Origin of the sequence: Klebsiella sp. 64 (assembly GCF_018223915.1) — a bacterium.
Classification (GTDB): Bacteria; Pseudomonadota; Gammaproteobacteria; order Enterobacterales; family Enterobacteriaceae; genus Klebsiella; species Klebsiella pneumoniae.
Window position 1 is genome coordinate 318056 of sequence record NZ_JAGRQZ010000003.1, and the last position, 13860, is coordinate 331915.

14 protein-coding genes are annotated in these 13860 nt (G+C 56.3%); 12 read left to right on the top strand and 2 right to left on the bottom strand.

Going from position 1 to position 13860, the window contains the following annotated elements:
- From hpaD to KHQ23_RS04695, 8 genes are all read left to right on the top strand, one after another.
- The gene (gene hpaD / locus KHQ23_RS04660) at positions 1-858 is read left to right on the top strand and encodes a 3,4-dihydroxyphenylacetate 2,3-dioxygenase (protein WP_002887492.1); all 858 of its coding nucleotides are present in this window, start codon (positions 1-3) and stop codon (positions 856-858) included.
- 9 nt (positions 859-867) lie between these two features.
- Positions 868-1248, top strand: a complete 381-nt coding sequence (locus KHQ23_RS04665) for a 5-carboxymethyl-2-hydroxymuconate Delta-isomerase (protein ID WP_032422061.1) — start codon at positions 868-870, stop codon at positions 1246-1248.
- A gap of 108 nt (positions 1249-1356) precedes the next feature.
- Entirely contained in the window at positions 1357-2160 is an 804-nt protein-coding gene (hpaH, locus tag KHQ23_RS04670; protein WP_002887487.1) for a 2-oxo-hept-4-ene-1,7-dioate hydratase, read from the top strand.
- A 10-nt stretch (positions 2161-2170) separates the two neighbouring features.
- On the top strand, positions 2171-2968 hold the full coding sequence (hpaI, locus tag KHQ23_RS04675; RefSeq protein ID WP_032422060.1) for a 4-hydroxy-2-oxoheptanedioate aldolase: 798 nt from the start codon (positions 2171-2173) through the stop codon (positions 2966-2968).
- A gap of 21 nt (positions 2969-2989) precedes the next feature.
- The gene (gene hpaX, locus KHQ23_RS04680) at positions 2990-4348 is read left to right on the top strand and encodes a 4-hydroxyphenylacetate permease (RefSeq protein WP_032422059.1); all 1359 of its coding nucleotides are present in this window, start codon (positions 2990-2992) and stop codon (positions 4346-4348) included.
- Between the two features lie 9 nt (positions 4349-4357).
- Positions 4358-5248 (top strand): 4-hydroxyphenylacetate catabolism regulatory protein HpaA, encoded by an 891-nt coding sequence (hpaA, locus tag KHQ23_RS04685; protein WP_211776926.1) that lies wholly within the window; start codon positions 4358-4360, stop codon positions 5246-5248.
- Between the two features lie 225 nt (positions 5249-5473).
- Positions 5474-7036: a 4-hydroxyphenylacetate 3-monooxygenase, oxygenase component gene (hpaB, locus tag KHQ23_RS04690; protein ID WP_002887473.1), complete on the top strand. Its 1563-nt coding sequence runs from the start codon at positions 5474-5476 to the stop codon at positions 7034-7036.
- Between the two features lie 19 nt (positions 7037-7055).
- Positions 7056-7568, top strand: a complete 513-nt coding sequence (locus tag KHQ23_RS04695) for a 4-hydroxyphenylacetate 3-monooxygenase reductase subunit (protein WP_009485364.1) — start codon at positions 7056-7058, stop codon at positions 7566-7568.
- Positions 7569-7642: 74 nt separating this feature from the next.
- Here KHQ23_RS04695 and KHQ23_RS04700 read toward each other — a convergent pair whose 3' ends face one another.
- The gene (locus tag KHQ23_RS04700) at positions 7643-8353 is read right to left on the bottom strand and encodes a transcriptional regulator (RefSeq protein WP_073553639.1); all 711 of its coding nucleotides are present in this window, start codon (positions 8351-8353) and stop codon (positions 7643-7645) included.
- Between the two features lie 127 nt (positions 8354-8480).
- A complete protein-coding gene (locus KHQ23_RS04705; RefSeq protein WP_004177539.1) occupies positions 8481-9104 on the bottom strand; it encodes a hypothetical protein in 624 nt (207 codons plus the stop codon).
- A 384-nt stretch (positions 9105-9488) separates the two neighbouring features.
- Between KHQ23_RS04705 and KHQ23_RS04710 the strand changes: the two genes are divergently transcribed.
- From KHQ23_RS04710 to KHQ23_RS04725, 4 genes are all read left to right on the top strand, one after another.
- Entirely contained in the window at positions 9489-11639 is a 2151-nt protein-coding gene (locus tag KHQ23_RS04710) for a carbon starvation protein (RefSeq protein WP_002887454.1), read from the top strand.
- A gap of 109 nt (positions 11640-11748) precedes the next feature.
- Positions 11749-11952, top strand: coding sequence for a YbdD/YjiX family protein (locus KHQ23_RS04715; RefSeq protein ID WP_002887451.1), 204 nt, complete (start codon positions 11749-11751; stop codon positions 11950-11952).
- 11 nt (positions 11953-11963) lie between these two features.
- Positions 11964-12920 carry a GTPase gene (yjiA, locus tag KHQ23_RS04720; RefSeq protein WP_032422058.1) on the top strand — a complete coding sequence of 319 codons (957 nt, stop codon included), beginning with the start codon at positions 11964-11966 and terminating at the stop codon, positions 12918-12920.
- 391 nt (positions 12921-13311) lie between these two features.
- The gene (locus KHQ23_RS04725) at positions 13312-13857 is read left to right on the top strand and encodes a YfaZ family outer membrane protein (protein ID WP_004177540.1); all 546 of its coding nucleotides are present in this window, start codon (positions 13312-13314) and stop codon (positions 13855-13857) included.
- Positions 13858-13860: the final 3 nt, after the last annotated feature.

The following is a 13860-nucleotide window of genomic DNA, read 5'->3' on the forward strand; positions in this document are numbered from 1 at the left end:
ATGGGTAAGTTAGCGTTAGCAGCAAAAATCACTCACGTGCCGTCGATGTATCTGTCTGAGCTGCCGGGGAAAAACCACGGCTGCCGTCAGGGCGCGATCGACGGGCATAAAGAAATTGGCAAGCGCTGCCGTGAAATGGGCGTCGATACCATTATCGTGTTTGATACCCACTGGCTGGTCAACAGCGCCTACCACATCAACTGCGCCGACCATTTTCAGGGCGTCTACACCAGTAACGAACTGCCGCATTTCATTCGCGACATGACCTACGACTACGACGGCAACCCGGAGCTGGGCCAGCTTATCGCCGACGAGGCGGTGAAGCTCGGGGTGCGTGCCAAAGCGCACAATATTCCCAGCCTGAAGCTGGAGTACGGCACCCTGGTGCCGATGCGCTACATGAACAGCGATAAGCACTTCAAGGTGGTATCTATCTCTGCTTTCTGTACCGTTCACGACTTTGCCGACAGCCGCAGGCTGGGCGAAGCGATCCTCAAAGCCATTGAAAAATACGACGGCACCGTGGCGGTGCTGGCCAGCGGTTCGCTGTCGCACCGCTTTATCGACGACCAGCGCGCCGAAGAGGGGATGAACAGCTACACCCGCGAATTTGACCATCAAATGGATGAGCGGGTGGTGAAGCTATGGCGCGAGGGCAAATTCAAAGAGTTCTGCACCATGCTGCCGGAGTATGCCGACTACTGCTACGGCGAAGGCAACATGCACGACACGGTGATGCTGCTCGGCCTGCTGGGTTGGGATAAATACGACGGCAAGGTGGAGTTTATCACCGAGCTATTCGCCAGCTCCGGTACCGGCCAGGTTAACGCCGTGTTCCCGTTGCCAGCGCAGGCGTAAGGGGGCCCCATGCCGCATTTTATCGCCGAATGTACCGACAACATCCGCGAGCAGGCCGATCTGCCTGGGCTGTTCGCCAAAGTCAACGAGGCGCTGGCCGCCACCGGCATCTTTCCGATCGGCGGGATCCGCAGCCGCGCCCACTGGCTGGATACCTGGCAGGTGGCCGACGGCAGGCAGGATTACGCCTTCGTGCATATGACCCTGAAGATCGGCGCCGGGCGCAGCCTGGAGAGCCGTCAGGACGTGGGAGATATGCTGTTCGCGCTGATCAAATCCCACTTCGCGACGCTAATGGAGAGCCGCTATCTGGCGCTGTCGTTCGCCATGGAAGAGCTCGACCCGACGCTGAACTACAAACAAAACAACGTGCACGCGTTATTTAAATAATGTGCAAATTGCCCGGTGGCGCTGCGCTTACCGGGCCTACAACGGCCATGAATTTGTAGGCCGGATAAGCGAAGCGCCATCCGGCAATGCAATGCCACAGGAATCTCTATGCTCGATAAACAGACCCGTACCCTGATTGCCCAGCGGCTGAACCAGGCCGAAAAGCAGCGTGAACAGATCCGCGCGATCTCGCTGGATTATCCGTCGATCACCATTGAGGACGCCTACGCCGTCCAGCGCGAGTGGGTCGAGATGAAGATCGCCGAAGGCCGCGTGCTCAAAGGCCACAAGATCGGCCTGACCTCTAAAGCGATGCAGGCCAGTTCGCAGATCAGCGAGCCGGACTACGGCGCGCTGCTCGACGATATGTTCTTCCACGACGGCAGCGATATTCCCACCGACCGCTTTATCGTTCCGCGTATCGAAGTCGAGCTGGCCTTCGTGCTGGCCAAACCGCTGCGCGGCCCGAACTGTACGCTGTTTGATGTCTACAACGCCACCGACTACGTTATCCCGGCGCTGGAGCTTATCGACGCGCGCTGCCACAACATCGACCCGGAAACCCAGCGTCCGCGCAAAGTGTTCGACACCATCTCCGACAACGCCGCCAACGCCGGGGTGATCCTCGGCGGCCGGCCGATTAAACCGGACGAGCTCGACCTGCGCTGGATCTCCGCCCTGCTGTATCGCAACGGCGTAATTGAAGAGACCGGCGTCGCCGCGGGCGTACTCAATCATCCGGCCAACGGCGTGGCCTGGCTGGCCAACAAGCTGGCGCCGTACGATGTCCAGCTCGAAGCCGGGCAGATTATCCTCGGCGGCTCCTTCACCCGCCCGGTCCCGGCGCGCAAGGGCGATACCTTCCACGTCGACTACGGCAACATGGGCGCCATCAGCTGCCGGTTTGTCTAGGAGAAACACCATGAATAACGCCTTTAAAGACGCCTTAAAAGCGGGCCGTCCGCAAATCGGCCTGTGGCTTGGGCTGTGCAGCAGCTACAGCGCCGAACTGCTGGCCGGCGCGGGCTTCGACTGGCTGCTGATCGACGGCGAACACGCGCCCAACAATGTACCAACGGTGCTGACCCAGCTGCAGGCCATTGCGCCCTACCCCAGCCAGCCGGTGGTGCGTCCGTCGTGGAACGATCCGGTGCAGATCAAACAGCTGCTGGATGTCGGCGCGCAAACCCTGCTGGTGCCGATGGTGCAGAATGCCGAAGAGGCGCGGCTGGCGGTCAGAGCCACCCGCTACCCGCCTGCCGGCATTCGCGGCGTCGGCAGCGCGCTGGCCCGCGCCTCACGCTGGAATCGCGTCCCGGATTATATCCACCAGGCCAATGACGCCATGTGCGTGCTGGTACAGATTGAGACTCGCGAAGCGCTGAAAAATCTGCCGCAGATCCTCGATGTCGAAGGGGTGGACGGCGTGTTTATCGGCCCGGCGGATCTCAGCGCCGATATGGGCCACGGCGGCAACCCACAACACCCGGAAGTGCAGGCCGCCATTGAAGATGCCATCCAGCAAATCCGTCAGGCCGGTAAAGCGCCGGGGATCCTGATGGCTAATGAACAGCTGGCGAAACGCTATCTCGAACTGGGCGCGCTGTTCGTCGCCGTCGGCGTCGATACCACCCTGCTGGCCCGCGGCGCAGAAGCGCTGGCGGCCCGGTTTACCCACACCGCAACCACCACAACCGATAACAATAAATCCGTCTATTGAACGGATAATGTGGAGCGCAACATGACTACCTCTACCCTGCAACACAATGATAATAAAGCCGTTGAAGTAGAAAACCGAGTGATCAAAAAGCTGTTCCGCCGCCTGATTACCTTCCTGTTTGTTCTCTTTGTTTTCTCATTTTTGGATCGAATTAATATCGGCTTTGCCGGTCTGACGATGGGTAAAGATCTCGGCCTGACCTCCACCATGTTCGGCCTGGCGGCGACGCTGTTCTACGTCACCTACGTGCTGTGCGGGATCCCCAGCAATATCATGCTGGCGAAAGTTGGCGCGCGCCGCTGGATCGCCGGGATCATGGTGGTCTGGGGGATCGCCTCGACCTGCACCATGTTCGCCACCAGCCCGCATACGCTGTACATCCTGCGCATGCTGGTCGGCATCGCCGAGGCTGGTTTTCTGCCGGGGATCCTCGTCTATCTGACCTGGTGGTTCCCGGCCTACCATCGCGCCCGCGCCAACGCCCTGTTTATGATCGCCATGCCGGTGACCATGATGCTCGGCTCGATACTTTCCGGCTATATTCTGGCGCTCGACGGCCTGTGGAACCTGAAAGGCTGGCAATGGCTATTTCTGCTGGAAGGCCTGCCGTCGGTGGTGCTCGGCGTCGTCACCTGGTTCTTCCTCAACGACACGCCGGATAAAGCCAACTGGCTGGATAACGAAGAGAAACAGGCGCTGATGGCGATGATCGATCGCGAACGGGAACATGCGGCGATCGTCCCGGCTTCGCCGCGTTCCACGCTGCGCGAAGTACTGACGCCAGCGGTGCTGATGTATACCCTCGCCTACTTCTGCCTGACCAATACCCTCAGCGCCATTAATATCTGGACGCCGCAGATCCTGCAGAGCTTCAACACCGGCAGCAGCAACATCATGATTGGCCTGCTGGCGGCGATCCCGCAGTTCTGCACTATTTTCGGCATGATCTGGTGGAGCCGCCGATCCGACCGCCGCAAAGAGCGCAAGATGCATACCATCCTGCCCTACCTGTTCGCCGCGGCGGGTTGGCTGCTGGCTTCGGCAACGCACCACAGCCTGATCCAACTGATCGGCATTATTATGGCTTCGGTGGGATCCTTTACCGCGATGGCCATTTTCTGGACCACCCCGGATCGGGTGATCAGCCTGCAGTCACGCGCGGTGGCGCTGGCGGTGATCAACGCTATCGGCAACGTCGGCTCTGCCGTCAGCCCGCTGTTGATCGGCATTTTGCGCGATACCACCGGCAGCTTTAGCTCCGGGCTGTGGTTTGTCGCCGGTTTACTGATCGTCGGTGCGCTGGTGCTTACCCGCATTCCAATGAGCCAGCGTGAGGACGCCGCCACCGCGCCGGGATTAGCGGCGCAAAAAGGCCACTAAGGAGCGGGTATGTGCCAGCATTCCATCGCCAACATCGACATCAATAAAGATTACGACGAGAGTCTGGGTACCGAAGAGGTGCACTACCAGTCGTTCTCCCGCATGGCGGCCTTTTTTGGCCGCGACATGCAGGCGCATCGCCACGACCGCTATTTCCAGATGCACTACCTTGATACCGGACAGATTGAGCTGCAGCTTGATGACCATCGCTATTCGGTGCAGGCGCAGCTGTTTGTGATAACGCCGCCCTCGGTACCGCACGCTTTTATTACCGAGTCCGATAGCGATGGCCATGTGTTGACGGTCCATGAGGAGCTGATCTTGCCGCTGCTGGAGGTACTTTATCCCGGCACGCGGGAGACCTTCGGCCTGCCGGGGATCTGCCTGTCGCTGGCGGATAAACCCGACGAGCTGGCGGCGCTGGCCCACTACTGGCAGCTGATTCGCCGGGAATCTACCGCCCAGTTGCCGGGGCGGGAGCATACCCTGGCGCTACTGGCGCAGGCGGTCTTTACCCTGCTGCTGCGTAACGCAAAGCTCGACGATCACGCCGCCAGCGGGATGCGCGGCGAGCTGAAGCTATTCCAGCGCTTTAACCAGATGATCGACAGCCACTACCATCAGCACTGGACGGTACCGGATTACGCCAGGGAGCTGCATCTGACCGAATCGCGGTTGACCGACATCTGTCGCCGCTTCGCCAACCGTTCGCCGAAGCGGCTGATATTCGACCGTCAGCTGCGCGAGGCGAAGCGCCTGCTGCTGTTCTCCGATAGCGCGGTCAATGAGATTGCCTGGCAGCTGGGGTTTAAAGACCCCGCCTATTTTGCGCGCTTTTTTAGCCGCCAGGTCGGCTGCTCGCCCAGCAGCTACCGGGCGCAAAAAGTACCGGTGTCGTAATACCCCGGCGGCGCTGCGCTTGCCTGGGCTACAGACCGTAGGGCGGGTCAGCGCCGCGCCAGCCGGTAAAAGTTGCAGAGATCACAAAATTCACTCCCGCCTGAAAAGTACCCGCCGTTGTCGCAAACGTCCCTTCACGACAAGCGCCATAACCGCTTCAATTAAACAACAAAAACAAAACATATATTTAACATCATTATTCCGATAAATACTGAAGAGGCCCCTATGAAACCTGAAGATTTCCGCGCCGACGCGAAACGCCCGTTAACTGGCGAAGAGTATTTAAAAAGCCTGCAGGATGGCCGCGAAATTTATATCTACGGCGAGCGCGTGAAAGACGTCACCACGCATCCGGCCTTCCGTAATGCCGCGGCCTCCGTCGCTCAGCTGTACGATGCGCTGCATAAACCGGAGATGCAGGATTCCCTGTGCTGGGGCACCGATACTGGCAGCGGTGGCTACACCCATAAATTCTTCCGCGTGGCGAAAAGCGCCGACGATCTGCGCCAGCAGCGCGACGCCATCGCCGAATGGTCGCGCTTAAGCTACGGCTGGATGGGCCGCACCCCGGACTACAAAGCCGCCTTCGGCTGCGCGCTGGGCGCCAACCCGGCGTTTTACGGCCAGTTCGAGCAGAACGCCCGCAACTGGTACACCCGCATTCAGGAAACCGGCCTGTACTTCAACCACGCGATCGTCAACCCGCCGATCGACCGCCACAAGCCGGCTGATGAAGTGAAGGATGTCTACATCAAGCTGGAAAAAGAGACCGATGCCGGGATCATCGTCAGCGGCGCGAAAGTGGTCGCCACCAACTCGGCGCTGACCCACTACAACATGATCGGCTTCGGCTCCGCACAGGTGATGGGCGAGAACCCGGACTTCGCGCTGATGTTCGTCGCGCCGATGGATGCCGAAGGCGTCAAGCTTATCTCCCGCGCCTCCTATGAGATGGTCGCCGGCGCGACCGGATCGCCGTACGACTATCCGCTTTCCAGCCGTTTCGACGAGAACGACGCGATTCTGGTAATGGATAAGGTGCTGATCCCATGGGAGAACGTACTAATTTATCGCGACTTTGACCGCTGCCGTCGCTGGACCATGGAAGGCGGTTTTGCCCGCATGTACCCCCTGCAGGCCTGCGTGCGTCTGGCGGTCAAACTGGACTTTATCACTGCCCTGCTGAAGCGTTCTCTGGAATGTACCGGCACCCTCGAATTCCGTGGCGTGCAGGCCGACCTTGGCGAAGTGGTGGCGTGGCGCAACATGTTCTGGGCGTTAAGCGATTCCATGTGCTCGGAAGCGACGCCGTGGGTCAACGGCGCATGGCTGCCGGATCACGCCGCGCTGCAGACCTATCGCGTGATGGCCCCGATGGCCTACGCCAAGATCAAGAACATCATCGAGCGCAACGTCACCAGCGGCCTGATTTATCTGCCATCCAGCGCCCGCGATCTGAACAACCCGCAGATCGACCAGTATCTGGCGAAGTACGTGCGCGGCTCCAACGGTATGGACCACGTTGAACGTATCAAAATCCTCAAACTGATGTGGGACGCCATCGGCAGCGAATTCGGCGGCCGCCATGAACTGTATGAGATCAACTACTCCGGTAGCCAGGATGAAATTCGCCTGCAGTGTCTGCGCCAGGCGCAGAGCTCCGGCAATATGGACAAGATGATGGCGATGGTCGACCGCTGCCTGTCCGAGTACGACCAGAACGGCTGGACGGTGCCGCATCTGCACAATAATGCTGATATCAACATGTTGGATAAGCTGCTGAAGTAATTCACAGCGGGAGGTCATAATGCAATTAGATGAACAACGCCTGCGTTTTCGCGATGCCATGGCCAGCCTGTCGGCGGCGGTTAACGTTGTCACCACCGCAGGCGAAGCCGGCCGCTGCGGCATTACCGCCACGGCGGTATGCTCGGTGACGGATACGCCGCCATCGGTGATGGTTTGTATCAACGTCAACAGCGCGATGAACCCGGTGTTTCAGGGTAACGGCAAGTTGTGCATCAACGTGCTGAACCACGAACAGGAAATCATGGCCCGTCATTTCGCCGGGATGACCGGGGTGACGATGGAAGAGCGGTTTGCCCTCAGCGGCTGGCAGCAGGGCGCGCTCGGACAGCCGGTGCTGAAGGGTTCGCTGGCCAGCCTCGAAGGCGAAATTAGCCAGGTGCAAACCATTGGTACCCACCTGGTGTATCTGGTGGAGATCCGCAATATTACCCTGAGCCCGCAAGGGCACGGCCTGATTTACTTTAAACGCCGTTTCCACCCGGTGATGATGGAAATGGAAGTCGCAGTCTAAAATCCGCGCCCAGGTTTACTTATCGCCCGATACGTAAACCTGGCGCTTAATATGCGTCATCTCACCCGCCAGCCTTATTCAACAGCGCGACATGAAGCCCAATCAAAACGTCCACCGCCGGGGAAATTTTGTTCCCGGTAGTCAGCAGGTAATGTTAAGTGCCAGCCTTTTCGCCTGGCGGTACAGGCAATAACCGGAAATTGCGAATAATCTATAGCGTCATGAATAAATTGTTGTTTACCTATATTTGTTAAAAAAGCGTCTCCCCGATTCCAGATGGCTTTTTTTAACTTGATATTCCAGGTCTGATAGCTTTCACCAGCAATTGTATAACCTTCACCTTCAGGCGCTTTTTTGGTCCAGTCAATCTCGCCGCCATCGTATAAATATTGCCATACAGCATAGCGTTCAAGGGTAAACTGGCTGGGTAAAGTACTGACATTTTTAGAATCGATTTTATCGAGTAATTGCGGATTCGCTAACAGTAGCGCCATGGCTTTATGCATGTAACCCAACATAATATCGGGATGTTCGGGCACTCCCTCTTCTGCTTCAAACAAAGAGATATAAGCGAGATAGAGCGCATCATCACGCACTTTTTGACCGTTCGCCGCGGCGTTGGCGACGATTTTCGCCGCCCGATATTGTAAACTTCCCCAGGATTCCTCACCGCTAACAGGCCTGTAGCGATTATTGTATTTTTCTCCCGTCAGGTAGCCCTGAGCTGCATTTAAATCGTTAGCGTTTAACGCCGATTTAGCGCGCTGATGGTCGGATAAGGTCATTATATTGCGCCCCGTATTTCTGGCAATATAATACGACTGACGACAATCAGAAAGGATCATAACCATAATGACCATGGCAATACTTCTAAAAAAAATCTTATATATTCTCACCGTTAAGTCCTTTAATTTATTTATAAATATAATGTTTGGAAACTTGTCTCGGTTCGATGTATAGCAAAACGGTTACCCGACCTTTTTTATAAGTACGTTGCCAGGTTGAACAATTTTTTATTTTATTCAGATCTAATCTTTTATTATACCACTCCTGCTGTTTTGCAATGCAGGCGGAAAGACTTTGATAGAATTTCCCTTTTTCTGCAATGAACTCTTCTTTGATTGTCGCTGGCCCATATTCTCGATCAAGAACCTTAACTTCCTCATTATATAAGGCGAGTGCTTCCCGGCCATCATCAACTTTATAGGCCTGCTGACTGGAATCAACATCAGCGCTAACAAAAACACTTTTCAGCCCTTTATTCTTATCAAAATAAAGCTTCATCTCCTGATATTTCAACGCCCCCACTTCCTGGGGAGTCAGCGTTGAGATAATCAGATCCGGGTCTTTTCCGGCATAATTGATATCTGATACCTCCAGAGAATATAAAGGCGTGTTTCTGGCCTCATCGTAACTCATCCCCCAGCGCAAATTATAAGGGGCTGCCGGCTCATCAACAGCCTGATGTATCTCTCTTGCATGAGCATATGTTAAGTAAAAAGCACTGGCGATGATCATTATCTTTACAAATTTCATAACTCGAATTCCCTTTGTTAAACGCTATCCATACGACATGGCAAAGTCAGCATAATATCAAAATACCTCTACTTGAAATAAAGATAGTGATCTGCGGGTGATAAAAATCGTTATCCTCAGTTTGAAAGCATATCTTTGAGATGCGCAGAATAATATTGTGAGCTTAATCACACATTTACGCGCTCTCGTACTCATATCTAACCGCTTACCCCCGCAAGTAACCGCTTAACCCCCTATACAACCACTCACCGATTTACCCAACTTTACGCGCGCGCTGTTCTGGCAAGATCGAAGGCAGCCTAGCTAATCAATACCTCCATCAACCCTAACTTAAAACCAGACGGCTTCGGCCAATTATTCATCTAATTAACGCCAGGTTTTACTATGGATACCAAAAAACTATTCAAGCACATACCCTGGGTGATTCTCGGAATCATCGGGGCATTTTGCCTCTCAGTCGTCGCCCTGCGCCGCGGTGAGCACGTCAGTGCCCTGTGGATCGTCGTCGCATCGGTTTCTGTGTACCTCGTCGCCTACCGTTATTACAGCCTGTACATCGCGCAGAAGGTGATGAAGCTTGACCCGACGCGCTCCACGCCGGCGGTCATTAATAACGATGGCCTGAACTATGTGCCAACCAACCGCTACGTGCTGTTTGGCCACCACTTTGCCGCGATCGCCGGCGCCGGCCCGCTGGTTGGCCCGGTACTGGCCGCGCAGATGGGCTATCTGCCGGGCACCCTGTGGCTGCTGGCCGGCGTGGTGCTGGCGGGCGCGGTACAGGACTTCATGGTGCTGTTTATCTCCTCGCGGCGTAACGGCGCCTCGCTGGGCGAGATGATTAAACAGGAGATGGGGCCGGTTCCGGGCTCTATCGCCCTGTTCGGCTGCTTCCTGATTATGATCATCATCCTCGCGGTGCTGGCGCTCATCGTGGTGAAAGCGCTGGCGGAAAGCCCGTGGGGCGTGTTTACCGTCTGCTCGACGGTGCCTATCGCCCTGTTTATGGGGATCTACATGCGCTTCCTGCGCCCAGGCCGCGTCGGTGAAGTGTCGGTTATCGGTATCGTGCTGCTGGTGGCCTCTATCTGGTTCGGCGGCGTGATTGCCCACGACCCGTACTGGGGCCCGGCGCTGACCTTTAAAGACACCACCATCACCTTTACCCTGATTGGCTACGCGTTTATTTCCGCCCTGCTGCCGGTATGGCTGATTCTGGCGCCGCGCGATTATCTGGCCACCTTCCTGAAAATCGGCGTGATCGTCGGCCTGGCACTGGGGATCGTTATCCTTAACCCGGACCTGAAAATGCCGGCGGTGACCCAGTACATTGATGGTACCGGCCCGCTGTGGAAAGGCGCGCTGTTCCCGTTCCTGTTTATCACCATCGCCTGCGGCGCGGTCTCCGGCTTCCACGCGCTGATCGCCTCCGGCACCACGCCGAAGCTGCTGGCCAACGAAACCGATGCCCGCTTTATTGGCTACGGCGCGATGCTGATGGAATCCTTTGTTGCAGTTATGGCGCTGGTTGCGGCCTCGATTATCGAACCGGGTCTCTACTTCGCGATGAACACCCCGCCGGCGGGCCTGGGCATCGTGATGCCAAACCTGCATGAAATGGGCGGTGAAAACGCGGCGATGATCGCAGCGCAGTTGAAAGAAGTCACCGTCCACGCGGCGGCGACCGTCAGCTCCTGGGGCTTTGTGATTTCACCTGAGCAGATCCTGCAGACGGCGAAAGATATCGGCGAACCTTCGGTACTGAACCGCGCTGGCGGCGCGCCGACGCTGGCCGTCGGTATCGCCCACGTATTCCATAAAATCATCCCGATGGCGGATATGGGCTTCTGGTACCACTTCGGTATCCTGTTTGAAGCGCTGTTTATCCTCACCGCGCTGGATGCGGGTACCCGCGCAGGCCGCTTTATGCTGCAGGATCTGTTGGGTAACTTCGTGCCGTTCCTGAAAAAAACCGACTCGCTGGTCGCCGGGATTATCGGTACCGCCGGCTGCGTCGGGCTGTGGGGCTACTTGCTGTATCAGGGCGTGGTCGACCCGCTGGGCGGCGTGAAGAGCCTGTGGCCGCTGTTCGGTATCTCTAACCAGATGCTGGCCGCCGTGGCGCTGGTGCTTGGCACCGTGGTGCTGGTCAAGATGCAGCGCACCAAATATATCTGGGTCACCGTTATCCCGGCAGCGTGGCTGCTGCTGTGCACCACCTGGGCGCTGGGTCTGAAGCTGTTCAGCAGCAATCCGCAGATGGAAGGCTTCTTCTTTATGGCTCAGCAGTATAAAGAGAAGATTGCCGCCGGCGGCGAGCTGACCGCGCAGCAGATTGCCAACATGAACCATATCGTGGTCAACAACTACACCAACGCCGGCCTGAGTATTCTGTTCCTGGTGGTGGTGTACAGCATCATCTTCTACGGCATCAAAACCTGGCTCAATGTCCGCAACAATAAGGTGCGTACCGACAAAGAGACTCCGTATGTGCCGGTACCGGAAGGCGGTGTGAAGACCTCGTCACATCATTAACCCTGATGCCGGATAGCGCTACGCGTATCCGGCCTACCAAAAGCGCATTAACGTAGGCCGGATATGGCGCTAGCCGCCATCCGGCTTTATTCGTTATCTGGAACTTATAATGTTTGGTAACTTAGGTCAGGCAAAAAAATATCTCGGTCAGGCGGCAAAAATGCTGATTGGCATTCCGGATTACGACAACTACGTCACGCATATGCAAACCAACCATCCGGATCAGCCGTACATGACTTATGAAGAATTCTTCCGCGAACGCCAGCAGGCCCGCTACGGCGGCGACGGCAAAGGCGGCGTACGCTGCTGTTAATGGAGGCAATAATGGCACCGATTGCAGTCACCCTACTCACCGGTTTTCTCGGCGCAGGAAAAACCACCCTCCTGCGCCATATCCTCAATGAGCAGCACGGTTTCAAAATCGCCGTAATTGAAAACGAATTCGGCGAAGTCTCCGTTGACGATCAGCTCATCGGCGACCGCGCCACGCAGATTAAAACCCTGACCAACGGTTGTATCTGCTGTACACGCTCCAACGAACTGGAAGACGCCCTGCTCGATCTCCTCGACAGTCGCGATCGCGGCGAAATCGAGTTTGACCGGCTGGTGATTGAATGCACCGGCATGGCCGAGCCGGGGCCGATTATCCAGACCTTTTTCTCCCATCAGGTGCTCTGCGAGCGCTATCTGCTGGACGGCGTGATCGCCCTGGTTGACGCCGTCCATGCCGACCAGCAGATGGATCAGTTCACCATCGCCCAGTCGCAGGTCGGCTACGCGGACCGGATCCTGTTAACCAAAACCGACGTCGCCGGCGACACCGAAAAGCTGCGTGAACGGCTGGCGCGCATTAACGCGCGGGCGCCGATTTATACCGTCATTCACGGCGATATCGATTTAAGCCAGTTGTTTAACACCAGCGGTTTTATGCTGGAAGAGAAGGTTGTCAGCGCCACACCGCGCTTTCATTTTGTGGCAGAAAAACAGAATGACGTCTCGTCGATTGTGGTCGAGCTCGACTATCCGGTGGATATCAGTGAAGTTTCACGGGTAATGGAAAATCTGCTGCTCTCCTTCGCCGAGCAATTGATGCGTTATAAAGGCATGCTGTGGATCGACGGCGAGCCAAATCGCCTGCTGTTCCAGGGCGTGCAGCGCCTCTACAGCGCCGACTGGGATCGCCCGTGGGGCGATGAAACGCCGCACAGCACGCTGGTGTTTATCGGCATTCAGTTGCCGGAAGAGGAAATTCGCGCGGCGTTTGCCGGGTTACGACGCTAACCTGCCCGCCTGCGCCCTAAGGCGCAGGCCCCCTTCTCTCTGAGACCTCGTCAAAAACAGGGACCAAACGTCGGCAGCGCGTCGAAAAATGTAAAGCAACGTTTTAATAAGTAACAGTAGAAACATTTTTGGAAATTATAAGAAACTGAATGAATAGGCCCCTTAATAATTAATGACTGCTCTGTTCAGTTTCTGTTTAGCCCACCAATTAAACCACGGCTAAACAGGCTAAATTTGATGATTGACCTCGCCGTAACCAAACGTCATTACAACATTTTCAAAACACCTTCCTGACAAAACCAGCATAAAAAATCGACGCAAGTCACATTTGCAGAGGTAAACATCGCTTGTTAAGGTGCCCTCAGACAACTTTATTGACGAGGAGTAAACCATGAGAAAGCTTAACATCCTTATTCTTGCAGCCCTGACCGCGGTCTCTGGTTCCGCCATGGCGGTGGGGTTTACCGTTGAACAGGGTAAAAACTTCACTAATCTGAATATGGAAATGGGTAAATCCTCTTCTGGCCTGTACGCCGAAAGCCACTGGCTGAAGAATACCGATGATGGTAGCCAGACCGGCGGCGTGGGCGCGGGTTACAACCTGGAAGTGGGCCCGGTGATGCTCAACGCCGGCGCGAAAGCCATCTACCTCGGGCCGAAAAAAGGCGATAACGGCGTCGCGTTTCCGGTCGGCGGCGGGGTGAACGTGGCCCTGACCGACAGCATCCACGTGTTTGGCGAAGGGTATGTCGCGCCGGATGGTCTGAACAACAGCGTGAAAAACTATGTTGAAGCGAACGGCGGCGTGAGCTGGTCTCCGATTGGTCCAGTGACGTTGAAAGTGGGTTACCGCCATGTGAGCGTTGACGGTAAAGAGGGTCGCCCGAACCACACCCTGATTGATGGCGCCTATGTGGGCGGCGGGGTCACCTTCTGATTA

What these genes read in the sequence shown, in the direction of transcription:
- hpaD (WP_002887492.1), top strand. Translation starts at nt 1, where the DNA reads ATGGGTAAGTTAGCGTTAGCAGCAAAAATCACTCACGTGCCGTCGATG.
- KHQ23_RS04665 (WP_032422061.1), top strand. Translation starts at nt 868, where the DNA reads ATGCCGCATTTTATCGCCGAATGTACCGACAACATCCGCGAGCAGGCC.
- hpaH (WP_002887487.1), top strand. Translation starts at nt 1,357, where the DNA reads ATGCTCGATAAACAGACCCGTACCCTGATTGCCCAGCGGCTGAACCAG.
- hpaI (WP_032422060.1), top strand. Translation starts at nt 2,171, where the DNA reads ATGAATAACGCCTTTAAAGACGCCTTAAAAGCGGGCCGTCCGCAAATC.
- hpaX (WP_032422059.1), top strand. Translation starts at nt 2,990, where the DNA reads ATGACTACCTCTACCCTGCAACACAATGATAATAAAGCCGTTGAAGTA.
- hpaA (WP_211776926.1), top strand. Translation starts at nt 4,358, where the DNA reads ATGTGCCAGCATTCCATCGCCAACATCGACATCAATAAAGATTACGAC.
- hpaB (WP_002887473.1), top strand. Translation starts at nt 5,474, where the DNA reads ATGAAACCTGAAGATTTCCGCGCCGACGCGAAACGCCCGTTAACTGGC.
- KHQ23_RS04695 (WP_009485364.1), top strand. Translation starts at nt 7,056, where the DNA reads ATGCAATTAGATGAACAACGCCTGCGTTTTCGCGATGCCATGGCCAGC.
- KHQ23_RS04700 (WP_073553639.1), bottom strand. Translation starts at nt 8,353, where the DNA reads ATGACCTTATCCGACCATCAGCGCGCTAAATCGGCGTTAAACGCTAAC.
- KHQ23_RS04705 (WP_004177539.1), bottom strand. Translation starts at nt 9,104, where the DNA reads ATGAAATTTGTAAAGATAATGATCATCGCCAGTGCTTTTTACTTAACA.
- KHQ23_RS04710 (WP_002887454.1), top strand. Translation starts at nt 9,489, where the DNA reads ATGGATACCAAAAAACTATTCAAGCACATACCCTGGGTGATTCTCGGA.
- KHQ23_RS04715 (WP_002887451.1), top strand. Translation starts at nt 11,749, where the DNA reads ATGTTTGGTAACTTAGGTCAGGCAAAAAAATATCTCGGTCAGGCGGCA.
- yjiA (WP_032422058.1), top strand. Translation starts at nt 11,964, where the DNA reads ATGGCACCGATTGCAGTCACCCTACTCACCGGTTTTCTCGGCGCAGGA.
- KHQ23_RS04725 (WP_004177540.1), top strand. Translation starts at nt 13,312, where the DNA reads ATGAGAAAGCTTAACATCCTTATTCTTGCAGCCCTGACCGCGGTCTCT.